Below are 23921 nucleotides of genomic sequence, written 5' to 3' on the forward strand. Positions count from 1 at the left end.
GCCACCAAGGACCGATCATGACCTGGGAAACCATTCAGCGTCACTGGCCCCATCTGGCCGGTCAAGCCAAGTTCCGCTGGGGCATGCTCTCGGGTGCCGACATCCGCAACGTGGCAGGTGACCGTGGCGAACTCTCCGCGCGCATTCAGGAGCGCTATGGCGTGTCGTCTGAAGAGGCGCACGCCCAGGTACAAAACTGGGAAGACTCGGCGCACAGCAGCTGGTTGTATTAAGGACACCCCCGCCGCGCTTTGCGCGCCCCCCTCCAGGGGGCACACCTTCGGACTAGGAGCCTGGGTATCGCTGGATTTGAGGCACTGCACGCCGGACACGCCATCCAGATTTCCCCACTCCTCACATTGAATGCTCCATGAGCAGTTACAGAGTGAGATGTCTCCTTCCAGAGATACCGCCGGGCCGGCTCCGCCGGACGACTGGTATCGCCCCCTCGAGGGGGTCGCGCAAAGCGCGGCGGGGGTGCCTCTCTACCCCCTGCGTTCGGGCATCGGCCCACCCATGAGATCGCGGTAAATCAACTTGTCTGCGGCGTAGCAGTTGCAGGCCCGGCTTTCGAGTTGTGTTCTGTCAAGCACGGTCAGGTGGCCGCGGTGGTACTCGATCAGACCACCGTCCTGCAACTCGCCTGCAGCCAGGGTCACGCCCACTCGGCGCACGCCCAGCATCATGGCCATGAATTCCTGGGTCACGTCAAACGAATCTGACTCGGCACGGTCCTGGCTCATCAGCATCCAGCGCGCCAATCGTGGACCAATCATGTGAAAGCGTTCGCACACGGTCGCCAGTGACTGCTGGTGCAGCCGCACCAGCAGCGTGCGATTGAGCAGGTCATGCAATTCGGGAATGGCTTCGCTGCAAGTGCGCAGGGTGTCAGCCGCCATGCGCCAGCAGGTGCCATGCCCTTGCACCACGGCGCGCCAGGGGGTCTTGGACAGCCCCAGAATCAGTTCAGCGCCCAGCATGGACTCATACCCAACCATACCCACCTCCAGGGTGGGATGGCTGGGCACGTCAATCACCTGTGAAATGAAACCATCGCGCGGAAAGTAGGCATGGGTGAGCGTCGTCTCTCTCTCGCTCAGTTGAGCAGACAACACCAGATCGAACGGTTCGCACTGCGCCATGAAGTGCTTGCGAGCAGATTGGGGCAGTTGCAGCAGCAGGTGGTTTTCGCGGGTGGACACGGGGGGTTCAAGGTTGGTGAAGTGCGGAATCTGGTCTTCGTCATTCCACCCACTGCAGCGTCAAAGGGGGAAGCAAGCCAGTGTGGGCAGCCCTCACCGCTCGCACAGTCTGCCAACCCACACAACACCAAAAAAAAGCGCTGTTCAGCAAAAAAAAGTCTGCCCTCCGCACCCGCCCGCAAGCGTGATCACGCCATGCGTTCGGGCACTTCCACCAGAGTCAGGTCGCGGCGGTGGGTCTTGCGGTACATCGCCATGCGCTGCCCCAGGGCCAGGGTGTCCAGGCCGGCAGAGCGCGCCGCTTCAAACAGCACCGCCTGCTCCTGGTCCATGCTGGGCAACACGCAGTCACCGATCAGGCGCACCAGTCGGTCGTAGTCGGGGTGGTCGGGTTCCAGCTCGTCCAGCCAGGAAATCAGGTCAAGCAGGCGTTTGTGGTTGCAGAACGCCGCACTGGCGTCGGTGTCTTGTGGAATCACCGAGCGCACCAGCGGGTAAAAGATCTCTTCTTCCAGGCGGGCATGCAGCGTGAGTGTGTCGCAAAGGCTGTCCACAATGGCCGCCTTTTCGCCATACCCTCTGGTCCCTAGCGCACGCGCCCGCTCGAATGCGCGCAACAACTGCTTGATGGACCGGTGTTCGCCGTGGAGCTGGTCGAGCCCGTCGCGCAGACGGGCCACGGAAATGCATCTCATGTCAATGTCCTCTGTTGTGGCTGCGCGTTCAGGACCGGCATCCGAAGGAGGTCAGCGGCTTGGACTGCACCCGCAAAGGCGCACGCGCCGGGGCGACCGGAACGTTGCGCTCGGGCACCACGGCAGTCTGGCCATCCAAGGGCGGCGGCTTGACATCAGAAAGAGGTTTTGGTTTTGGGGCGTTGGCGAGTTCGATCATGGTCGTTTTCCTTGGGACTTGTGGCGGCACAGCGCCAGCGCCTCTATGTGTAACCGCCTCCCGCCTGCTGGTCTGTTCGTTTTCGCACAAAGCAACATGGCGTTCGGCCTTCACGTGGCCTGCAAGTCAGGCAGCAGCCTGTCGTACTCGTTTTTCACAACCTGGTAACACTCGCAGGTCCGACTTTCAAGGCCCGCGCGGTCCAGTACGGTGATGTGGCCTCGCGCGTACTTGATCAGGCCGGTGTTTTGCAGCTTGAGCGCGGCCTCGGTGACGCCTTCTCGGCGCACGCCGAGCATGTTGGAAATCAGTTCCTGCGTCATCACCAGCTCGACGCCGTACATTCGGTCCAGGCTCAGCAGCAGCCAGCGGCAGAGTTGCTGGTCCAGCGTGTGGTGGCGGTTGCACACGGCGGTCTGGCTCATCTGGGTGATGAGCGCCTGGATGAAGCGCAGCATGAGGTGCATCACCGGTCCGGAACGATCGAACTCGCCTTTCATGGCCTCGGCCCGCAGGCGGTAGCCCTTGCCGGCGCTTTGCACCACCGCCCGGGTGGGTGTGGTGCCGCCACCCATCATGATGGATATGCCCACCACCCCTTCAAAGCCGACCACAGCGATTTCCGCCGAGGCGCCGTCTTCCAGCACGTACAGGAGGGAAACAATTGCGCTGGTGGGAAAATACACGTAAGACATGGATGCGCCGGACTCGTGCAGCACCTTGCCCAGCGGCAGGTCGATCAGCTCCAGTTGGGACGACCAGCGGTCCCACTCAGCGGGGGGCAAGGCGGCCAGCAACTGGTTCTGCCTCGGATCGGGTTTGAGATCTGTCTCCACGGTGGCCAAGGGTGCGGGCATGCTGGGTGCGTGGGGCATGGTCTCGTTGCTCCTTAGGGGCCATGAATCCTTTTCATGGAATCTTGGCCGTGACATGCCTATGCAAGGCAAAGTGACATGCTCGCCGGATTCTGCGAGCTTGTATGTTCGGAACCGAACATAGCTTACGCCCTTGCACTGGTCTTGTCCGGCTTTCTTCAAATTTCAGGCAATGTCACCACCAGACAGCTTTCTGGCGCCAGCGAGGGCCAATGCAGGCGCTCGCCCACGGCCAGTGCCTGCGCCCCCTCGGGCACCGGCAGGGCAATGGCTGAACCGCCATCCTGCCCCGCGCGCACCAGCAGCACGCGCAGCTGGCGCTGGTCGCGGCGCAGGGTGATTTCGGCCCCAGGCCAATGCGACGGCAGACAAGGCGTGAAAAACACCTCATCACCCTCCACCTGCAGCCCGAGCAGCGACCCCACGGCGGCGCGGTGCAGCCAGCCCGCCGCACCGGTGTACCAGCTCCAGCCGCCGCGGCCCTCATACGGCGGCTGGCTGTACACATCGGCGGCCACGGCGTAGGGTTCGGTGCCATAGACAAGGCCCCACTGCTTGTGTTGTGCACGGTGCGCCGGGCTCAGAAAGGTGAAGTAGCGGTAGGCGGTGTCGGCATGCGGCGAACCGGGCGGTTCCCGCGCCGCCAGTGCGGCGGCGGCCATCAGCGCCCACACCCCCGCGTGGGCGTACTGACCACCGTTCTCGCGCACGCCCGGCGGATAGGCCTGGATGTAGCCGGCGCTCGGTTCGGCGCTCACCAGCGGCGGCGCCAGCAGTTGGATCAGGCCGGCCTCGCGGTTCACCAGATGGGTTTCCACCGCCTCCATGGCCATGCGCTGTCGGGAAAGCGGGGTTTCGCCCGACAACACCGACCAGGCCTGCGCGATCAGGTCGATGCGCCCCTCCGACATGAACGCCGAACCCAGCGCACTGCCGTCGTCAAAAAAGGCGCGCCGGTACCAGCGACCATCCCAGGCCGGGCCGTGCAGCGCCCCCAGCCAGCCGTGCAAGGCTTGGGTCCAGCGGTCGGCACGCGCGGTTTCGCCGCGCTCGATGGCGAGCGGAATCCACTCGCGCACGATGGTGCACAGGAACCAACCCAGCCAGACCGACTCGCCCCGCCCTTCGTGGCCCACACGGTTCATGCCGTCGTTCCAGTCGCCACCGCCCATGAGCGGCAGGCCGTGTTCGCCCACCTTCAGGCTGCGATCAATGGTGCGTGCTGCGTGTTCGAACACCGATGCGCAGTCGGTGCCCACCGCTGGTGTGGTGTAGGCGTCTTCGGCGCCTTCGGGAATCGGCTCGGCCTGCAGGAAGGGCACCGTTTCATCAAGCACGCTGCGGTCCTGCGTGGTCTTCAGGTAGTGGGCGCAGGCGTAAGGCAGCCAGAGCAGGTCGTCGGAAAAATGGGTGCGCACGCCGGCGCCGCCGGGGCTGTGCCACCAATGCTGCACATCGCCCGCTTCAAACTGGCGCGAAGCACACAGCACGATCTGTTCGCGCAGCCAGGCGGGACGCGCCCAGCTCAGTGCCATGGTGTCCTGCAGCTGGTCGCGGTAGCCAGTGGCGCCGCCTGCCTGGTAGTAGCCGGCCTTGGCCCACAGGCGCGACGACACGGTCTGGTACAGCAGCCAGCGGTTGACCATGGCGTCGAACAGCGGGTCGGGTGTGTGCACCTCGGTGGCACCGAGCAGGTCGTCCCAGCGCGCGGCGTTGGTCTCTTCGCGCGCCAGCGCCGGCTGTGCCCTGCTTTGGCGCATGAGCGACCGCGCCGAGCCGGCGGAAGCGGCGTAGCCGATGAGATAGACCTGTTCCAGCGTCGCACCCGGGCGCAAGGTCACCATGCGGGACAATGCCGCGCAGGGATCCAGGCCATAACCGCTGCGCTGCCCCAGTTGCCGGGGCAGCACCAGTTCGCCTTCCTCGCCGAAGAAGGCACTGCGGTCGCAGGTCCAGTCGAGTCCCGCCGGGCTGTCGTGCACGACGTGCCCGGTATCGGCCTCGCAAAAGAAGGCCGTGCCACCGCCAAAACCCGCCGCCGCTTCGCGCTGGGTACACAGCAGGCCGGTGAGCACGTCGGTGCCGCCGGCTTCAAAGCAGGCACGCGTTTCCAGGGTGGCGCGGTCGGTGCGCTTTTCGCCCATGACCCACTCCACCATGCCCACCAGGCGCAGATGGGCCATGGCCGTGCCCCGGTTGACCAGGGTGATGCGCACCTGCTTGACCGACGTGTCGGCGTCCACGCACCAGTTGACAGACACCTCCAGCGGACCGCGGCGATGGCTGATCGTGGTGAGGCCCTGGCCATGCTCGACCCGGTAGTTCAAGCGGTCCTCGCCCCAGGCTGAAGGGCTCACGCTCCACACTTCCCGGGTGCGCCGGTCCTGCAGCAGGAACCATTCGCCCGGCGGGTCGCCCACCGGGTCGTTGGCCCAGGCCGTGAGCTGGTTCAGGCGGCTGTTCAGGGCCCAGGTGTTGCCGCCACCGCTTTCAGACAGCATGGCGCCGAAACCCGGGTTGGCCAGCACATTGACCCAGGGCCGCGCCGGCCGCAGCGCGCTGCCCACTTCAAACGAAAACACCGATCCGTCTGGCGAAAACTCGCCCCGGGAACCCAGTGCGGGCAGCACCGCCTCGCGCGTTGGCACCGGGTCGCTGGCAGCGGCGGCCGCGTCAGGCCGCAGGGCTTCAAAGCGCGCGCGCCAGTCCCTCACCTGATGCAGCCAGGCTCTGCCGTCCGCATGCAGGTGCAGGCGGGCCAGGTGCTCCAGCGTGTGCAGTTGCTCTTCTGACAAGACTTCCGCGCGCAGCAGGTGCAATTCAGCGGTGGCGGGAGAAGGTTCCGAGCGATGGTGGGCCGTCTGCTGTTCCTGCAGGTGCGCGAGCTCGCTTTGCAATGGCATGTGGTACGAATGGGCTTCGTTGCTGATCACCACCACGTCGCAGGTCACACCGCAGCGCGACCACTCCCGCAAAGCCTGCGCCAGGATGCGCAGCAGGCCCATGCCTTGCACGGTGCCCGCGCTGACCAGCAGCAGCGGCCGGTCGCCCGAAATGCCCAGCGGCCACAGCAAACGCCGGTCGCAGACCCAGGCACCGGTGCGGCCGCTGTCGGTGGTGTCCGGATCGATCCACGGCAGCGTCATGACCAGCGCGGTGGTGATGGCCTGCAACGCCGGCAGGTATTCCGGGCGCGGCCGGTGCGACACCGACTGGATGCCCGCCAGCGTGGCCGACATCACGGACGCCCGCTCCGCGTAGACGGGCTGCCGGTACTTGTCGATCACCGCAAGCAGGGTGGCCGCATCGTCGCTGGCGGCCGTTCCGAAGGTGACACTGCTGGTGCGGCCCGGTGGCAGTCGCAGGCGCACGCCCAGCACGGCCACGGGGTCCAGCCCGGTGTCGAGTGCTTGCGAGGCCTCGGGCGCCCGGCGCAGCCGCGCCAGGGGCTGGCTGGGCGTGTGGTTGCGGCCCAGCCACTGATGCCGGTCGGTCTGGCAGTTCAGCCCCAGCATTTGCCCCTCCACGGCCGCCACGAAATGCGCGGCCTGCACCGTGCGCTCGGTCGCCAGGCGTGGCGTGCGCTCCAGTTGCAGGGCCTGGTGCTCGGCCAGCCAGCGTGCCTTGACGAACAGGTTGGAGAAAGCTGGATGGGCTTCGTCGGCCGCCGGCGTGGCCAGGGTCACGTCCAGAGCCGAGATCAGCTCCACATCCATGGGCTGGTCGCTCAGGTTGACCAGCACCACCTTGCGCAGCTCGATGTCGTCTTCAGGACTGACCCAGACGGTGGTGGTGATGCGCAGCTCCGGCCACAAAGCCTCGAACTCCATGCGGTCGGCGTGGAAAGTGCTCTGATAACGGGCTGATGGGTCTGGCGCCGGGTGCCGCGTGACCGAAACGGGAGGCCCCTTGGACCCCAGGCGCAAGTAGATGAAGTGGCCGCTGGCGTCACGCAGCGCATCGTCGCGCCAGCGGGTGATGCCAATGCCGGCCCAGCGACTCCAGCCCGCACCGTTGGATCGCAACGTCACGCCGTAGCGGCCATTGGCCAGCATGTGGGTGGGCTCCAGCGCCTGTTCGCCCGGGCGCACGGTGTGAATGAGATCGGGGGCTCGCGGTTGCAGCGCCTGCAACGGCAAGCGCTGTGCCAGCAGCGGCGCCGGCGGCGGCACCACGCGCGGTGTGCGTTCGTGCAACAGCGAGAGCATGGCTTCGATGCGCGGATGGGCCATGCCCCAGCGGCGGGCCACATTGCCCTGCAGCACATTGCACAGAGCCACGATGGTCATGCCCTGGTGGTGCGCCATGTAGGTGCTGACCAGGGCCACACCGCCGACTTGCGCCGGTCGACCCGGGGTGTAGTCCAGCGCCTCCATGAAGCCGTAGGGCCCGCGGGCCGACAACGATTCCAGCCGGCGCAGGTTGCGGCAGGCGGCGGTGGCATCCACCTGGGTGGCCAGCGCGGTGGCGTACGGTGCGACCACGCGTTCATTCAGCGGCGTGCGGCGCAGCGCCAGCCGTGGCACGCCTTGCGGCGAATACTGGTAGGCCAGGGTGTGGTCCCGCCCGGCGTACGCGCTTTCGGACACCCCCCAGGGCAGATGCAGGTGGTGCCCGAAGGCGATCTGCTCGCGCACGGCGGCGGCGGCGGCGTCAAACAGCACGCTGCCGCGCGGCTCCGCCAGCACCAGCGAGGGCATCAGGTATTCAAACATTGAGCCCGACCATGACCGCAGCACGGCGTGCACGCCACTGGCAAAAAACGGCCGCCCCAGCGCGGCCCAGTGGCGCACCGGCACATCGCCCTTGGCAATGGCCAGCAGGCTGGTGGTGCGTGATTCCGATGCCAGCAGATCGTAAAACGACCCGTCCAGCTGCTGTTCGTCCAGGCGGTAGCCGATGTGCAGCAGCTCACGCTGCGGGTGGTACAGAAACCCGAATTCGGCGGACCAGGCCATCTGTTCGAACGCACACGCCAGGCTTTTCAGCCGGGTGCTGTCGCGTTCGCCGCGGCCTTCCATGGCGGCCACGGCGTCCTGCTCGGCCCCGCGCCAGGTGGCCAGGTGGTCGGCCAGCAGCCAACGCAGTTCGTCGCTGGCAAGGTGGTCGCCGGGGGGTTCTGGCCACAGGGCCTGAAACTCGCGCGTGGCGTCATAGAGCATCAGGTGCTGTGTGGCCAGTGCTTCGATGTTCAGCGTGCCGACCGGGGCCGCCTGGAGCAACTGACCCAGCGCGGTGTCGCGCCAGGGCCGGCGGGCCACCTTCTGCAGCGCGGGCAGGTGCGGCTGGATGCGAGCAAACGAGCGCTCGATGGCCTGCACCGAAGACACCCCTTGGTGCGGATGAAATGCAAAGTCCCGGCAAGCCTGTGCGGTCGCCAGCAGGTGGGCGCACAGGTTGCCACTGTCCACGGTGGAGACATAACGTGGCAACAGGGGCGCCAGGGTCAGGGTGTCGTACCAGTTCAGGAAATGGCCCCGATGGCGCTCCATGGCGTGCAGCGTGTCCAGTGTGGCTTCGAGCCGTGCGAGCAGGTCCTGGGTACCGATCCAGCCCATCTGCCGCGCACAGGCGGTGCTCAACAGGTACAGGCCGATGTTGGTGGGCGAGGTGCGATGTGCCACGGCATCGAAAGGCTGTGTCTGCAGGTTGTCGGGCGGCAGAAAATGGTTCTGCGCGTCCACGCAGCGTTCGAACAGCCGCCAGGTGTCGCGGGCCACACCGTCGAGCCAGGCCCGGTCCGCCGGCCGCAGCGATTCACGCACCGGCAATCGCCAGGGCTGGTTGGCCACCCACGACACCAGCGGCCCCAGCGCCCAGAGCACCAGCACCGCCACCGCGAGGGCCTGCGGCTGTGGCACCCACCACCAAAGGAACGCCAACATCAGCAGGGCCACCGCAGAACTCCCGCCATGGCGACGCACGGCGCCTTGCATGCCGCGGTGCTGGCTCGCGGTCACCGCTTCGGCGGTGGTCCATTCCAGGAGGCGGCGCTGGCTCACCAGCAACCGGTGCAGCGTACGCACCAGCGCATCCACGAGCAGCAGCGTCTGCTGCAACAGGGTGGCCAGATGCCAAAGGCCACCCCCCACGGCCCGCAGCACATCCACCAGCACCGCGCGCCCGAAGCGCAGACCCACCAGCCCGATGCGCTGCGGCACCGCCCCGGCCAACGCGCCCATCAGGGGTGCGGCCGCCTGTGCGGCGATGCCGAGAAGCAAGGCCACCGGCAGCGAAACGCCGTGGCCGAGCATGGACAGGCCAATCAGGGCCAGCGAGGCCGGCGCCACCAGCGAACGGCGCAGGTTGTCAAACAGCTTCCAGCGGTTGATGGCCTCCATCGGCCAGCGCCTGGGCTGCAACAGAAAGGGCAGCAACTGCCAGTCACCGCGGGTCCAGCGGTGCAGGCGGGTGGCGACCACGTCGGCGTGGGTGGGATCGGCTTCCAGCACGGTGATGTCGGTGACCACGGCGCAGCGCGCCAGCGAGCCTTCGATCAGATCGTGGCTGAGCACCTGGCCGGCAGGAAGGCGACCGCCCAGCACGGCATGCACCGTGGCCACGTGCAACAAGCCCTTGCCGGTGAAGCTGCCTTCGCCGAACAGGTCCTGGTACACATCGGAACTCATGGCGCTGTAGGGGTCAAGCCCGCGCTGGCCGTGGTGCAACCATTCGTAGGGGGTCACGGTTTCACGCTCGGACAGGGGCGGCACCACCTGGGGCTGGAGAATCCCGTAACCACGGCTCACGCGTTGACCGCTGGCGTCCAGCACGGGTGTGTTCTCCGGGTGCTCGGCCACGCCCACCAGCGCCCGCAGTCGCCCGGGTGGCAGGTGGGTGTCGCTGTCGAGCGTGAGCAGGTAGCGGGTACCGGGTTCGATGCGGGAGAGCTCGCCCAGCGGGAGAAACGGTCCGGGCGTGTCGGTGGCCAGTGCAGCCACCAGCTGCTCCAGCTTGCCGCGCTTGCGCTCCCAGCCAATCCACTGGCCCTGTGTGGCGCAGTGGCTGCGCGCCCGGTGCAGCAACAGAAAGCGCGGCGCCGCGCCCGGCGCAGCCGGGTACCTCAGGTTCAACAAGGCCACCTGCTGCGTGGCCATGGTCAGCAGCGCCGTGTCGTCGGCCTGTTCGGGCTCGTCGGCGTCGGCCCAGTCGGTGAGCAACGCGAACTGGGCCATGGGCTCCGGGTTGGCCAGGTGGTGCAGCAAAAGGCGGTGCACCAGCGGCGCAATGACGTCGGCATGGCTGAGCAGCGCCGGCACCACGACCATCACGCGCGCGCTGGCCGGAATGCCACCGGCGAGCAGGTAGCGCGGCAACTGCACAGGCTGGATCGATTCGCTGATGAGCCGGTTGACCAGGGCCACCACCGCTTCGGACGCGGGCAGAACGGCCAGCAACGCCGCCAGCGCCCACCACACGGTGGACATCGCCATCCCATCCTCTGTCTGCCAGGCCGGCGGCCACACCAGCAGGCCCACCAGCGCCAGCGTGCCGCAGAGCAAGGCACCGAAATACAAAGGGAGGCGTGCGCTGCGCAGGGCACGTGGCGCACCCTGAAACAGCGAACGGTTCATCCCAAGCGCCTGGGCCAATGCCGGCTGGCCGGCACCCTGGAGCCAGTGCCTGGCCAGCGCGGTGTCGCCCTTGCCAGATGACATGGCGCTCAACAGCGCCAGGGCCACGGCGGCCTCGCTGCGCCCACTGCGGGCCGAGAGTCGTTCAATCCCATGCAGGGTGATGGTGCGGCTGGCACTGTCTTCTGCCTGGAACACGGGCGAGCTGAGCATCACCCGCATCACCCGGCTGGTCTGAGCCACAATGCCCGACCAGTCGGCACCGCCGATCAACCGCAGCGCGGTCACAGCGTTGCCCATGCTGATCTGGTCGGCCGCCTGATCGGCATGGTGCTGGGCCTGCAGCGCGGCCAGATCGGGCAATGTCAGCGCCATCCACTGCCGCAGCAGGGGCAGCGCCTTGGACTGGCTGGAGGGTCGATGCCCGGCGATCTGCTGGGCCAGGTGGAACAGGAACACCCCGTCGAGCCCGCGCTGGGCGGCTTGGGCCCGCAGGATTTCCACTTCACCCAGCGACAGGGTGTCCAGCCGGCTGCCACACTGGCTGGCCAGTTCACGGGCGGCGCGGTGCCCGGCGATGCGGTCCGAGAGACGGCGCAGGTTTTCAATCAGCACCACGCGCAGCGTGGTGGGCAGCGCCCAGAGTTCGCCCTGGCTGAGTTCGCGGCTGTCCTGGTAGGCATTGAGAAAGGCCACGAGCATGCTGGCGTCGAAGGCACTGTCGGTGTGGGCCACAAACGCCCAGGCCAGGCCATAGACGCGCGGCAGGCCGCTCAGGGGTGCATCCAGCAGCACGGGCAAAGACCGGTAGTAGCGCCCGGGCAAACCCTCGCGGATCTCCCGCAGCTGGTCTTCAATCAGGTGGAAGTTGTCGAACAGCCATTCGGCCGATGGGCTGATGTCGTGGCCCTCGTGCGCCTGGGCTGCGATGTCGCGATAGGCTTGGCGCAGGCAGCCGATGTTGTTGTGCAGGCGCGGGTAGAACGTGGTCTGCCCGAAAGCGGCCCGTTCGGCGCGGTGCGATGCACCCAGCCCGCGCCCATGCTCTTCAAAACGCGTCAGCCCGAAAATCTCTGACCGTATGGGCGCCAGCAGCGGGCCCTCGCCCACGCGCATCCTGCGCACAATGTCCGCAGGTGCCCAGGCCGGCGGGGCTTGTGTGATGGTCGTGGGCACTCAGGCACCCCCGCGGGCGCCGCCGGACCCGAGCCGGCCGCCGGAACGCACCGACCGACTCAAAGGGCCAGCCAGGAACCACCGATGAGAAAGCCGAGCACGACGGCCGATGTGACCACGCGGGACACCATCATCCCCTGGAGCCGGTCGGCACCGCTGCGCAACACGTGCAGGGGCCTTCGCTGCTCACCGCAGTGCGCGAGGTGGGCGCTCAGCTCGGAACGTTCGGACGAGAGCCATTCGGCGGGGTGGCCGAACGACGATGTGGTCCACGAGGGTGTGACAGCACTGTTCTTGGGCATGGGACTCTCCTGAAAAGGGCGAAGGCGAGTGCCTTCATGAAACTGAATGCCTTTTTACCGTCTGGGCCGTTCGAAGTCTGTGCGCTTGCGTACGCAAGGCATTGCTTTTGACCCGAAGCCCTCGAGGTGTCACAAAGGGAACCCGGGTCGGGTGCCCTCTGATGCGAGACGTTCAGAAAATCAGGGCGATCAGGATGATCACCGGGATAGGGATACCAAGAAAAAGGAGAAGCAGTGAGCGCATGTCGGGCTTTCGTTGATGGGGTTGTGGGAGGTTTTCAGGTGTCGCGCTGACGCCCACCAACGGTGGCAGCGAGACTGGCGACGAAGGCGCCGATCAGCAGCGAAATGAAGATCCAGAGCGCGGTGTAGGCAGAAGCCTTGCGCGCCGCGTCTGCCGCCTCCCGTGTGGCGGTTTCTGCCTCAAGGAACTGGGCCTGTGCCCGCGCGTAGGTGTCTGTGACCCGCTTCTCTGCGTCTGCCTGCGACAGGCCGGTGCGCTGGGCGATCAGTTGTCCGACATGGCGCACGTCATCCACTGGCAGGGGTTCGGTCAGGCTGAGATTCGTGAAAATGCGACCGATTTCTGCGGCCTCGCGTACGCTGCTGCGTTCCTGGTCGGCGCTGCCGACAAACGGTCCGTTGGTGGTCGCCGGCATACCGGCCTGGGCAGCATCACGGCGAAACAGCGAGTCGACAAAGTACGCCATCGACCCGCTCTCGTCGTCCTTCGCCATACCTGCCGTGGCGGTGGTGGCCGCACCGGCCGCGACAGTGGAACCGGCCTGAATGCCACCGCCCACGATGGATCCGATCACCGAAGAGAGCATTGCAGCGGTGGCCAGCGAAGCCACGGCCCAGGCGAGAAAGCCGTGCGCGGTGTCACGGAAGAAGACCTCGTCGGGATGCACTTCCGTCCACTTGGTGCGCAAACGGCCTGCCAGATAGCCGCCCATGCCGGAAGCCAGCAACTGGGTCACCGTCAACCACACGATGGTGGATATGCCCAAGGTTGCCGCACCCACGCCCGCATGGGACCACGGGGAAACCGACGACAAACCCAGACCCAGGCCCAGAATAAGCAAGATCAGCGAAAGTGCCGCCGCAGCCGCCGCCCCCGCTGCAATGGCACCCCACGAAACCGCACTCATGGTGCCGGTGGAACGTTCGATCAAGTTGCCGCCAGGTACGCGACCGTACGCTGCCTGTTCAAGGCTCAATGCGCCTGGATTTGCCATGTTCACTCCTGTTGTCGAACCACACCCAGGACCGGAAATTCGGTCATCGGAAAAGCTCGTAGAGGGGTGACCGTAAAGGCGCCGCGGCTGAAAGTCTGTGCGATTTCGAACGGATAAGCCCTGACGTGAAACAGCGCATCGAGAAGTCTGTGGACCGTCTGTGTGCCAATCAGACAACGGCGGTGCAGGCCTGGCGGACCAGGTGCCCGGCGGTGTCGTGACCGGGTTGCCCGTCGTTCGCCCAGGTGCTCACAACCCCATCGTCCCGCTGCAACAGCGACATCATCCGCTCCAGCAAGGTGTTGCTCTGGTTTCGAATGTGTCCGTTTTTCAGCGCCAGAGGCAGCCCCGCCGGCTGCAACAGGCCGAGGGGGCCAAGGCCCGGCAGGCGCTCGCTGAGGCCGCAGCGAGGATGGGTCTCTCCGACCCAGCACCGGGCCAGCACAAGAAACGCGGGGAATGGCTGTGCGTTGCCTGCCACTCTTGCTGACAGACGGTCGCTTGTACGGTCTTCTTTGGGCATAAAGTGCGGTATCGAACAAAGAGTCGCGACGGGAAACGGTTTGGTGGAGGGCCGATTCATGGAACCATACGATGCACGCCAGAACAGGCTGCTGGCGTCCTTGCCAGATGCCGAGTGGCAACGCTGGAAATCCCGGCTGGAGCCGGTGGACCTGCCGCAAGGCACGGTGGTCCACGAAGCCGGTGCGAAGCGGAGCTTCGTTTACTTCCCCACCAGTGCGATCTTCTCGATGCTCTACGTGCTGTCCGACGGTTCTTCGGTGGAGATCGCGGTGGTCGGCTTCGAGGGCCTGCTGGGCGGCTGTACTTTTCTGGGCGACGGGACCACACCCACCAGCGCCGTGGTGCTGAGTGCCGGCATGGCTTACCGGCTACCAGCCGAATTGCTCAAGGCTGAATTTGAAAGGTCTTGCGCGGTCCGACACCTGATGTTGCGTTACTCGCAAGCACTTATCACGCAAATGAGCCAGACGGCGGTGTGCAACCGCCACCACAAGCTGGAAAATCAGCTGAGCCGATGGCTGCTGCTCTGCCTGGACCGCTCGATCACCGACGAGTTGGTGGTGACGCAGAAGCTGATTGCCGACATGCTGGGCGTGCGCCGCGAGGGCGTCACCGAGGCAGCGCACAAACTGCAGGCCGCCGGCCTGATCCGCTATGCGCGTGGCCACATCTGGGTGCTGGACCGACCCGGCCTGGAGCGCCACACGTGCGAGTGCTACCAGATCGTGAAGGATGAATACGACCGCCTTCTGCCCGCCCTGGAAGCGGTCTGATCCGCAACTTCTCCATTTGTGTGCAGTGACGCATCGTCAGACGACTTGAGGCCGCACAGAGCCTGATGACCCGCCGTTGCACGCCGGCGTGGTCTCGGGTTCATGAAACCGGTGCGCTGCCGCGACCCGATCGCTTCTGTCTGCTGGCGTACAGACCCACCCCGGCCGCAGCGCCGATGCTCTGGCCGCATGTACACCTCACCCGCACCGCTGCCAAAAGAACACAACCCCTCACCAGCGCTGCGTGGCATGGCCTGGCGCCTGTTGCAGGTGCTGGCTGCCGTTCTGCTCCTGCTGGGACTGGTGATGGCGGGACTGGGAGCCTGGCTGGTCACGCTGGGCGGCTCGCTGTACTTTGTGCTGGCCGGAATCGCGATGGTGGCAGCGGCCGCTCTGGTGCTGGGTGGACGCGCCGTGGCCGGTGTGGCGCTGTTCGCTGCGGTCGTCGCTGGCACGGTGGCCTGGGCACTTTGGGAAATCGCGTCCAAGGGCTGGATGCCGGTCTGGGGTGTGGACCTCGCCAGCCGCTCGGGGGTGTTGCTCGGTCTGCTGGCACTGATGGCCGTGGCGCTGGCACTGATGCCGCGCCCGCCCCACCCGACCCGCACCGGGCACGTGCCCCGCAGCCAACGTGGCCCGGTGATGGTCGGCCTGGCCCTGCTCGGCCTGGCGGTGGCCGTACCGATGGGCCTGACGCGGTGGGCGCCGGCCTTTGCCCAACCGGCAATACACCTGACCCAGGCACCACCGCCGGCCGTCGCCCCCGATGCCGTGGCCACGACCACATTCGGTCGAGCCGCTTCAGCTCCGGGTGCCGAAGAATGGACGGCTTATGGAGGCTCCAACCTGGGCCAGCGTTTCGCGCAGGCCTCACAGATCACGCGCGACAACGTGGGCCAGCTCGAGCCTGCATGGACCTTCCGCACGGGTGACATGGCACCGAACGAGCGCGTGTTCTTTGCCTTTCAGAACACGCCGCTGAAGATCGGGGACAGCCTGTACGTCTGTTCGAGCAGCGGGCAGGTGTTTGCGCTTCACCCGGCCACCGGCACGCAGCAGTGGCACTTTGATCCTGCCGTGCCTCTGGAGGCAATGGGACCGTTGTTCAGCGTGGCCTGCCGAGCCGTGGCCTACCATGAAACACCGCCTGCGGCCGCGGGCCAGGGGATGGCGACGGATACGGCACCGCCGCCCGAATGCCCGCGCCGCATCCTGCTGGCCACTGTGGATAGCCGGCTGATCGCGCTGGACGCCGCCACCGGCCAAACCTGCCCCAGCTTCGGCATGGCGGGCACGGTGGACCTGGGCGAAGGCATGGGCAATCAGGCACCCGGTCTGTCGTCCAACACTTCAGGCCCTGTCGTCGTGGGCAACCGTGTGATCGTGGGCCAGCAGGTCAGCGACAACCAGCGCCGCGACGCCCCCTCGGGCGTGGTGCGGGCCTACGACGTGCAGACAGGCGCCCTGGTCTGGGCATGGGATGCCACCCGCACCGACCGCCCCCAGCAGGCCCTGGCGGCGGGCGAGATCTGGCCGCGCGGCACACCCAACGTGTGGACGGTGATCTCGGCCGACGAATCGCTGGGCCTTGTCTACCTGCCCACCGGCAACTCGGCCAACGACCACTACGGTGCCGACCGCAACGCCGAGGAGGACCGCTACACCTCGGCGGTGGTGGCCGTGGACGCCGCCACAGGCCAGGCGCGATGGCACTACCGCACGGTGGACCACGACCTCTGGGACTATGACCTGGGCGCACAGCCCACGCTGATGGACATGGAAATCGACGGGCGCATGCGGCGTGTGCTGCTGCAGGGCACCAAGACCGGCTCGATCTTCGTGCTCGATGCGGCCACAGGCGAGCCACTGCGCCCGGTCGAGCAACGCAGCGCACCACAGGGCGCCACCCCGGGCGATCGCACTGCGCCGACGCAACCGCAATCGGTGGCGCTGCCGAACTTCGCCGGCGCGCCCCAGCCCCCCGGCGCAGAGCCAGAACGGCTCACCGAAGCGCACCTGTTCGGCATGACACCGATCGACGCGCTGATGTGCCGCATCAGGTTCCGCCAGATGCGCTACGAGGGTATCTACACCCCGCCCACCGAAGAGCCTGGCGGCATGCTGCTGTTCCCGGGCACCATTGGCGGACTGAACTGGGGCGGACTCGCAGTCAACCCCGATCTGCAGATACTCGTCACCAACCACAGCCGCCTGCCCAACGTGGTCACCCTGATTCCGCGGGCGCAGGTGACCGACCAGCCCGTGGGCAGCGGTGGCCAGCGTGTGGACCAGGATGTCGCGCCGCAGGCGGGCTCACCCTATGGCGTGACGCGGCCCATCTGGCTGTCGATGCTCGATGTGCCCTGCATCGCGCCGCCCTGGGGGTACCTTGCCGCCACCGATCTGCGCACCGGCCAGTTGCTGTGGAGCCAGCCACTGGGCACGGGCTACGACTCAGGGCCGCTGGGGATTCCCACGCGGCTGAAAATCACAATGGGCACGACCAACATCGGTGGGGCCGTCAATACCGCCAGCGGACTGACCTTCATTGCTGCCGCGCAGGACGACTTCCTGCGCGCCTTCGACACCCGAAATGGCGAGCTGCTGTGGGAGGCGCGGCTGCCTGCCGGCGGGCAGGCCTCGCCCATGACCTACATGCACGACGGCCGGCAATACGTGGCCATCGCCGCCGGCGGCCACGCCCGGCTGAAGACCACGCTCGGCGACAGCGTCGTGGTCTACGCGCTGCCGCGTTGATCTACCCCACAGGCGCCTGGGGTTCTGCGTCTGTTTCGACAGGCACGGCAGGCAGGCGGGGACGGGCGCGGCGACCCCAGCGCGACCCGAAGATGCCTGCATAGGCATGGGTGAACTCGGCACCCACCAGCAGGATCTGCGCCGAGAAATACACCCACAGCAAGACCACCACCAGCGAGCCCGCCGCGCCATAGGCCGACGCCATGCCGCTGCGGCCAATGTAGATGCCGATCAATACCTTGCCGAGTGTGAACAGCAGCGCAGCCAGCAAGGCCCCCAGCCAGACGTCGCCCCAGGCCACACGCGCACGTGGCATGACCTTGTAAATCAGGCCGAACATGAGCGCGACCAGAAGGAACCCGCCGACGGCGTTGGCCAGGTCGACGACCGTCTGCCACGCGCCAAAGGCCGATTCCCAGCGCCGGCTGATCGCACCCAGGATCGCGCTGGCGAGCAGGGAGACGACGAGCAGGAAGCCCACCGCCATGATCATCCCGAACGACAGCAGACGTGCGCGCATGAGCCAGTAGAAGCCGCTTTTTTCATTGCGCCGGCCGACACGCCAGATCCGGTCCAGCGCGCCCTGCAGTTCTGCGAACACCGTCGTTGCGCCGACCAGCAGCAGCACAACACCCAGGACCGTGGCCGACAAGCTCTGGGCAGGCTCGCTAGCGCTGACCAGCAGGCCCTGCACCACGCCGGCGGCACTTTCGCCCATCAGGCCCTGCAACTGGGCCTGGATTTCGCCGCGGGCGGCCTCGGCTCCGAAAACCAGCCCAGCCACTGAAATCACGATCAGCAACAACGGCGCCATCGAGAACACGGTGTAGTACGCCAGCGCCGCGCCCATGCTCGGCACGTAATCTTCTAGAGACGAGTTGACCACCTGCTTGGCCAGGCGCCACCAGGCCGCCGGTGTGTGGCGGGGTCTCGGCCGTGTGGCGTCCTGATGCGGCTGGCTCACTGGACCACCCTCCGTGCTGCGCACTGCGGGGCTGAGCGCCTTCGGAGCGGCCGTGCGGCGCTCACTGGACTACCCTCCGTGCTGCGCACTGCGGGGCTGAGCGCCTTCGGAGCGGCCGTGCGTCGCTCATGCAGACTCCCGCACGCGGGGCACTCGCAAGGTCGACAGCTTTTCAAGGGGCAGCAGGCGGCGCCCGCAAGCAAGGGGAATCGGTGGCATGGGCAGCATTTCAAAAGGGGCCAAAGGCACCGGCGTCGAGCGGAGCTTTGCGAGAGCGGTGAACGGATCATGATGCCAGCAGGACCGCATCGCTGCCGTCGGACCAAGCCTAACCTGCCGCCGGTGGATATTTCTGTGCGGTGTCGAACATGGAACGGCACATCCTTCACCAGCGAAGTTGCCGAGCAACAGGCCGAGCGCACCCCGATGGACGCTGTGATGTGAGCTATGTACGTAGCCGAACAGACCACACACGCCTGCACAAACCAGACTGAACCGCAATCTTTCTGTATCGGGACGCCATGAATACCACCACAACTTTGCTTATCCTGGCTGGCCTGCTTTTGCTGGCTGGGTTCTTTGTCGTTGCCTTGTACAACAAGCTGGTGACGCTGCGCAACCGCTTCAGGAACGCCTATGCGCAGATCGACGTGCAGCTCAAACGGCGCTACGACCTGATTCCGAACCTGGTAGAGACCGCCCGGGCTTACCTGCAGCACGAACGCGGCACCCTGGAGGCCGTGATCGCTGCGCGCAACACCGCATCCACGGCCCGCACGACAGCGGCCACCCAGCCCGGCGACCCCACGGCGATGAAGGCGCTGTCCGGCGCCGAAGGCGCGCTGTCCGGCACGCTGGGCCGCCTGTTTGCACTGTCTGAAGCCTATCCCGACCTGAAGGCCAACACCACCATGCAAGGGCTGATGGAAGAGCTGAGCTCGACCGAAAACAAGGTGGCGTTCTCGCGCCAGGCCTACAACGACGCGGTGATGGCCTACAACACGCAGCGCGAAGTCTTTCCGAGCAGCATCGTCAGCAGTGGGTTCAACTTCTCCGCCGCCGAGCTGTTTGTGATCGAGGAACCCGCGCAGCGCGAGCCGCCGCAGGTGGCCTTCGCCTGAAGCCGCTGCAGCGTACCTGAACATCGCCATGGACTTCTTCGGCCAGCAAGACCGGGCACGTACCAAGACCACCGCTCTGGTGCTTTACTTCGTGCTGGCGATCGTGTTCATCATCGGCTCGGTGTATGCAGCCAGCCTGCTGATCCTGCACTTCACGCAGGTACAGACAGACCCGGGAACTCCTGTGGCCCTGGCGTCGTGGGGCAGCATTGCGCCCTGGGACCTGCAGCTGTTTGGCTGGGTCGTTGCCGGGACACTGGGTGTGGTGACGGTGGGCGCAGCCTACAAATTTCTACGCCTGTCGCGCGGCGGCAGCGAGGTGGCAGAAGAACTGGGCGGGCGGCTGCTGGCCGCCGAACCGACCGATGCTGACGAGCGCAGGCTGCGCAACGTCGTCGAGGAAATGGCGCTGGCCGCCAATGTGCCCGTACCCAAGGTGTACGTGCTGGACAACGATGCGGGCATCAACGCCTTTGCCGCCGGTCACAGCGCCAAGGACGCCGCCATCGGCATCACCCGCGGTGGCATGACCCTGCTCACGCGAGACGAGTTGCAAGGTGTCATCGGGCACGAGTTCAGCCACCTGCTCAATGGCGACATGCGCCTGAACATCCGCATCATGGGCGTGCTGTTCGGCATCGTGTGCCTGACCGTGATCGGGCGGGTGTTGCTGTACTCGCGTGGCGGCGGCAACCGGGGCCGCGCGCCCATGATGCTGCTGGGCGTGGCGCTGCTGGCCATTGGTGCGCTGGGGGTTCTGTTCGGCCGCCTGATCCAGGCCGCCCTGAGCCGTCAGCGCGAGATGCTGGCCGATGCATCAGCGGTGCAGTTCACGCGCAACCCGGCCGGGCTGGCCGGCGCGCTGCGCAAGATTGGCAGCGTCGGCGCACGCATCGATTCCCCCCATGCCGGAGAGGCCAGCCACATGTTCTTCGAAAACGGCCTGGGCAAGCCGGTCTTCGGCTGGTTGGCCACCCACCCGCCGCTGGCCGAACGTATCCGGGCCATCGACCCCAGCTGGGACGGGCGCTTTGACGCCATCGACCCCCCACACGCCGTAGACGCCGCAGACGCACCCGCCTGACGGGCCTGTCCCAACAAGGCAGTGGCACGCGTCACAACAAGGCGACCTGCTGATGCTGAAGTTCCAGTAATGGGGCGCTTGCTGCGTCTTCAGGCCATCGTTGCATGCTTGCAGATCCCGGAACGCGGGGGTCATGCAGAACACATGATGTACGGCGCCGAACAGACTGGTCGCCCACAGATTTCTAGTATTCGGCACGTTCTGCTCACCCCGTCTGGTGGCCTCCAATGGCCACCTGGCAATGTGTGCTGAAGCACGGATGTTGTGCTGGCCAGGACCACCCATTCATTTTTGAAGGACCACCATGTTTTTTCAGCGTGTGAAGACACCCGGCCTGGGGCACAACGCCTACCTGCTGGGGTGCGGAGACGGTCTTGCCATCGTGATCGATCCGCGACGCGATGTGGACGAGTATCTGTGTCTGGCCCGGGAAAACAACCTGTCCATTGCCTACGTGCTGGAAACACATCGGCAGGAGGACTTCGAATTCGGGTCGCGCACCCTGTCCCAGATGACGGGTGCCCAGATTGTCAGCGGCAGCCACGCGTTGTTCGGCGAGACCGACGTGAAACTCGGCGACGGCGAAGAATTTCTGGTGAGCACCACCCGTATCGTCGGGCTCGAGACACCTGGCCACACACCTGAAAGCATGTCCTATGCGGTTTATGTGAAGGATGCCGGCGACAAATGCTGGGGCGTGTTCACCGGCGATGCACTGTTCGTCGGCGACACCGGCCGCACCGACCTCCCCGATCCAGGAAAAACCGGCGAGAACGCGGGCATCCTGTACGACGCCATCCACCGCAAAATTGCGCCGCTGGGCGACCAGACACTGCTCTTTCCGGCGCACGGTGCAGGCTCTGCCTGCGGTGGCAACATCTCGGAGCGCGACGACTCGACCCTGGGGATTGAAAAGGAGACGAACCCTGTTTTCAGCAAAAGCCGCCAGGACTTCGTGGAAACAAAGCTGACCGAAAAAATGGCGCGGCCACCCTATTTCCAGCACATGGAAAAAGTGAACTTGCTCCCCGGAAGGCCGCTCAAGTGGCCGTCCACCGTCAGGGTGCTGCAGCCCGCTGAATTCAATTCCCGAATGAAAGAAGGTTTGGTGATCGACTCACGCTCACCGGAGGCCTTCGCTGCGGCACACATTCCCTGCGCCTACAACATCTGGCTTGAAGGGTTGCCCGCTTTCGGCGGCTGGGTCTGCAACGAAAACACCCGGATATTCCTTGTCACGCACGGACCGGAAGATTCGAAAACCGCGGTGCTGTCTCTGGCGCGCATTGGCATCGATACGGTGGATGGCATTCTGGCCAACGGGATGGAGAGCTGGCGCGACAAGGGGCTGCCATTGGAATCCATCACGACCACAAATGCCGCAGAAACGGCAAGCTGGATGCAGCAGGGCCTTGTCCACATCCTCGACGTACGGGACGAATACGAGTGGGACGAGAAGCGCATACCGGGCGCAGTGCATGCCTATGTCGGCCATCTGGAGGAGCAGCTTCCGTCGCTCCCCAAAGACAGCAAGATCGTCGTGCATTGCAACGTGGGGCACCGCTCGGGCCTTGCCGCGAGCATCCTGAAGCGCAACGGTTTCACGTATATCCACAACATGCTCGGTGGCATCACTGCGTGGGAAAAGCTGGGTCTTCCGCTTGAGGGGCCCGGCACATCGAAAAAGGCAGACTGATCATGCAACTCGAATCGGGTGCATGGTCGCCCTACCTCGTCGGCACTTTGATCGGACTGCTGTCGATGGCGACATTTTATTTTTCCAACAAGCCGCTGAGCGTGTCGACCGCTTACGCCCGGCTGGCTGGCATGGTCGGAACGCTGTTTTCCAAGGGCCATACGGAAAACCTGAAGTACTACCAGGACACCAGGCCAAAAATCGAATGGGGGGTGATGCTGGTGTTCGGCATGCTCCTGGGTGCCTTCATCTCCGCCGTCACCGGCGGCGAATTCTCTTCAACCTGGGTGCCCGCTCTGTGGGAACAGCGGTTCGGACCTGATGTCATATTGCGCCTCGGTGTCGCGTTCCTGGGCGGCGCGATCTCGGCCTACGGGGCCAGGCTCGCGGGCGGCTGCACGAGCGGCCATGGCATCAGTGGCGCACTGCAACTTTCGGTCGGCTCGTGGGTAGCGCTGGTGTGTTTCTTCGTCGGTGCCGTCGCCACCTCCCACCTGCTGTACCGGCTATGAAGAACGCGATGCATGCACGTGCGAACCCCCTGCCTGACAACGCGCCACCCGTGCTCGTTCTCCCGCCGCAGGCGCTCGAAAGCGATGAGGCTCACGACCTTGACAAGCCAGATTCAGTGCGCCAGCTTGCACTCGGTCTCCTGTTCGGTGTCGCTTTCGGCTTCCTTCTGCAGAAGAGCGGGGTGGCCCGCTACGAAGTGCTGATGGGGCAATTCTTTCTCACCGATTTCACAGTCATCAAGGTCATGCTCACCGCGATCATCGTTGGCATGGCGGGCATTTTTGCGATGCGCGGCCTGGGCCTGGTCAAGTTGCACGTGAAGCCCACGCGCTATGCCAGCAACATTGCAGGCGGCCTGCTTTTCGGCGTCGGTCTCGGGCTGCTCGGCTACTGCCCTGGTACCGGCATCGCTGCGCTGGGGCAGGGAAATCTTGACGCGATTGCCGGCATCGTCGGCCTGTTGGTCGGCAGCTACCTCTATGCCGAAACCTCTGCCTCCGTCGGTTCGAGGATGGCGAAAATCGGCAGCCGCGGACGCATCATGTTGCCGGATCTGCTGGGCATGCGGCTGGTGGGTTTCATCGCGTTGTTCGTCCCCCTTCTCATTCTGTGCCTGATCGTCACGGCGCAACTGGCACCTTAAAGGAACCCCAATGTACAAATTCAATGTCACCCTCCATTTTTCGTTCGGAGAGGCCATTGAGCGCGTCACGGCTGCGCTCAAAAAGGAGGGCTTCGGTGTGCTCAGCGATATCGACGTGCAGGGCACGATGAAGGAAAAGCTCGGTACCGATATGCCGCCCTACCGTATTCTGGGTGCGTGCAATCCTCCGCTGGCGTACACGGCCTTGCAGGCGGAGCCCGACATCGGCTTGCTGCTGCCGTGCAACGTGGTCGTCCGCCAGGAAGACGAAGGCCGGGTCACTGTGGCTTTCATCGACCCCTTGGTGATGATGGCGATGGTTGAAACGCGCGATGTTCAGGCTGTCGCAGCAGATGCCGAGCAACGACTGCGGCGGGTTTGCAAGGACCTGGCGCAGTGAAATCCGAGAGCTTGACCCGATGCCTGTTTCACACCCCGTGTTCTGATTGCATGGTTTGCCCTCTTTTGTTCGCTATCAGACGGTGGGAAACCTTCATGTATCGCATAGTGCGACAGGGATTGCCGGGCACTGTGTTCGAGCGACCCGCATGTGGACCCTAAACGGGCGGTGCTTGTGCATCGGA

At 65.6% G+C, this 23921-nt stretch carries 18 protein-coding genes; 9 read left to right on the forward strand and 9 right to left on the reverse strand.

What is annotated here, in order from left to right; translation table 11 throughout:
• Window positions 1–17 precede the first annotated feature (17 nt).
• Complete coding sequence (locus Q7V46_RS19465) at window positions 18–233, forward strand: general stress protein CsbD (RefSeq protein ID WP_304915222.1); 216 nt, start codon at window positions 18–20, stop codon at window positions 231–233.
• Between the two features lie 252 nt (window positions 234–485).
• Here Q7V46_RS19465 and Q7V46_RS19470 read toward each other — a convergent pair whose 3' ends face one another.
• The 8 genes from Q7V46_RS19470 to Q7V46_RS19505 form a co-directional block, all read right to left on the reverse strand.
• A complete protein-coding gene (locus tag Q7V46_RS19470; RefSeq protein WP_304915223.1) occupies window positions 486–1202 on the reverse strand; it encodes a Crp/Fnr family transcriptional regulator in 717 nt (238 codons plus the stop codon).
• Window positions 1203–1390: 188 nt separating this feature from the next.
• The gene (locus tag Q7V46_RS19475; protein WP_304915224.1) at window positions 1391–1897 is read right to left on the reverse strand and encodes a hemerythrin domain-containing protein; all 507 of its coding nucleotides are present in this window, start codon (window positions 1895–1897) and stop codon (window positions 1391–1393) included.
• Between the two features lie 28 nt (window positions 1898–1925).
• The gene (locus Q7V46_RS19480; RefSeq protein WP_304915225.1) at window positions 1926–2096 is read right to left on the reverse strand and encodes a hypothetical protein; all 171 of its coding nucleotides are present in this window, start codon (window positions 2094–2096) and stop codon (window positions 1926–1928) included.
• A 110-nt stretch (window positions 2097–2206) separates the two neighbouring features.
• A complete protein-coding gene (locus Q7V46_RS19485; RefSeq protein WP_304915327.1) occupies window positions 2207–2953 on the reverse strand; it encodes a Crp/Fnr family transcriptional regulator in 747 nt (248 codons plus the stop codon).
• A gap of 176 nt (window positions 2954–3129) precedes the next feature.
• On the reverse strand, window positions 3130–11721 hold the full coding sequence (locus Q7V46_RS19490; RefSeq protein WP_370690393.1) for a GH36-type glycosyl hydrolase domain-containing protein: 8592 nt from the start codon (window positions 11719–11721) through the stop codon (window positions 3130–3132).
• 59 nt (window positions 11722–11780) lie between these two features.
• Window positions 11781–12023, reverse strand: a complete 243-nt coding sequence (locus Q7V46_RS19495; protein WP_304915226.1) for a hypothetical protein — start codon at window positions 12021–12023, stop codon at window positions 11781–11783.
• Window positions 12024–12301: 278 nt separating this feature from the next.
• On the reverse strand, window positions 12302–13261 hold the full coding sequence (locus Q7V46_RS19500) for a hypothetical protein (RefSeq protein WP_304915227.1): 960 nt from the start codon (window positions 13259–13261) through the stop codon (window positions 12302–12304).
• Window positions 13262–13430: 169 nt separating this feature from the next.
• Window positions 13431–13784: a hypothetical protein gene (locus tag Q7V46_RS19505; RefSeq protein WP_304915228.1), complete on the reverse strand. Its 354-nt coding sequence runs from the start codon at window positions 13782–13784 to the stop codon at window positions 13431–13433.
• A 58-nt stretch (window positions 13785–13842) separates the two neighbouring features.
• Here Q7V46_RS19505 and Q7V46_RS19510 point away from each other — a divergent pair, with 58 nt between their 5' ends.
• The gene (locus Q7V46_RS19510) at window positions 13843–14559 is read left to right on the forward strand and encodes a Crp/Fnr family transcriptional regulator (protein ID WP_304915229.1); all 717 of its coding nucleotides are present in this window, start codon (window positions 13843–13845) and stop codon (window positions 14557–14559) included.
• Between the two features lie 189 nt (window positions 14560–14748).
• Window positions 14749–17316 carry a membrane-bound PQQ-dependent dehydrogenase, glucose/quinate/shikimate family gene (locus tag Q7V46_RS19515; RefSeq protein WP_304915230.1) on the forward strand — a complete coding sequence of 856 codons (2568 nt, stop codon included), beginning with the start codon at window positions 14749–14751 and terminating at the stop codon, window positions 17314–17316.
• 1 nt (window position 17317) lies between these two features.
• Here Q7V46_RS19515 and Q7V46_RS19520 read toward each other — a convergent pair whose 3' ends face one another.
• The gene (locus tag Q7V46_RS19520; protein ID WP_370690394.1) at window positions 17318–18280 is read right to left on the reverse strand and encodes a YihY/virulence factor BrkB family protein; all 963 of its coding nucleotides are present in this window, start codon (window positions 18278–18280) and stop codon (window positions 17318–17320) included.
• Window positions 18281–18801: 521 nt separating this feature from the next.
• Here Q7V46_RS19520 and Q7V46_RS19525 point away from each other — a divergent pair.
• From Q7V46_RS19525 to Q7V46_RS19550, 6 genes are all read left to right on the forward strand, one after another.
• Window positions 18802–19401, forward strand: a complete 600-nt coding sequence (locus Q7V46_RS19525; RefSeq protein WP_304915231.1) for a LemA family protein — start codon at window positions 18802–18804, stop codon at window positions 19399–19401.
• 28 nt (window positions 19402–19429) lie between these two features.
• Window positions 19430–20485, forward strand: a complete 1056-nt coding sequence (locus Q7V46_RS19530) for a M48 family metallopeptidase (RefSeq protein ID WP_304915232.1) — start codon at window positions 19430–19432, stop codon at window positions 20483–20485.
• 565 nt (window positions 20486–21050) lie between these two features.
• Window positions 21051–22181 (forward strand): rhodanese-like domain-containing protein, encoded by a 1131-nt coding sequence (locus tag Q7V46_RS19535; RefSeq protein ID WP_304915233.1) that lies wholly within the window; start codon window positions 21051–21053, stop codon window positions 22179–22181.
• Between the two features lie 2 nt (window positions 22182–22183).
• A complete protein-coding gene (locus tag Q7V46_RS19540; protein ID WP_304915234.1) occupies window positions 22184–22693 on the forward strand; it encodes a YeeE/YedE thiosulfate transporter family protein in 510 nt (169 codons plus the stop codon).
• Window positions 22694–22701: 8 nt separating this feature from the next.
• Window positions 22702–23337 (forward strand): YeeE/YedE thiosulfate transporter family protein, encoded by a 636-nt coding sequence (locus Q7V46_RS19545; RefSeq protein WP_304915235.1) that lies wholly within the window; start codon window positions 22702–22704, stop codon window positions 23335–23337.
• A 10-nt stretch (window positions 23338–23347) separates the two neighbouring features.
• On the forward strand, window positions 23348–23737 hold the full coding sequence (locus Q7V46_RS19550; protein ID WP_304915236.1) for a DUF302 domain-containing protein: 390 nt from the start codon (window positions 23348–23350) through the stop codon (window positions 23735–23737).
• The last annotated feature ends 184 nt before the right edge of the window (window positions 23738–23921 follow it).

This window comes from Hydrogenophaga sp. (assembly GCF_030651625.1).
Classification (GTDB): domain Bacteria; phylum Pseudomonadota; class Gammaproteobacteria; order Burkholderiales; family Burkholderiaceae_C; genus Hydrogenophaga.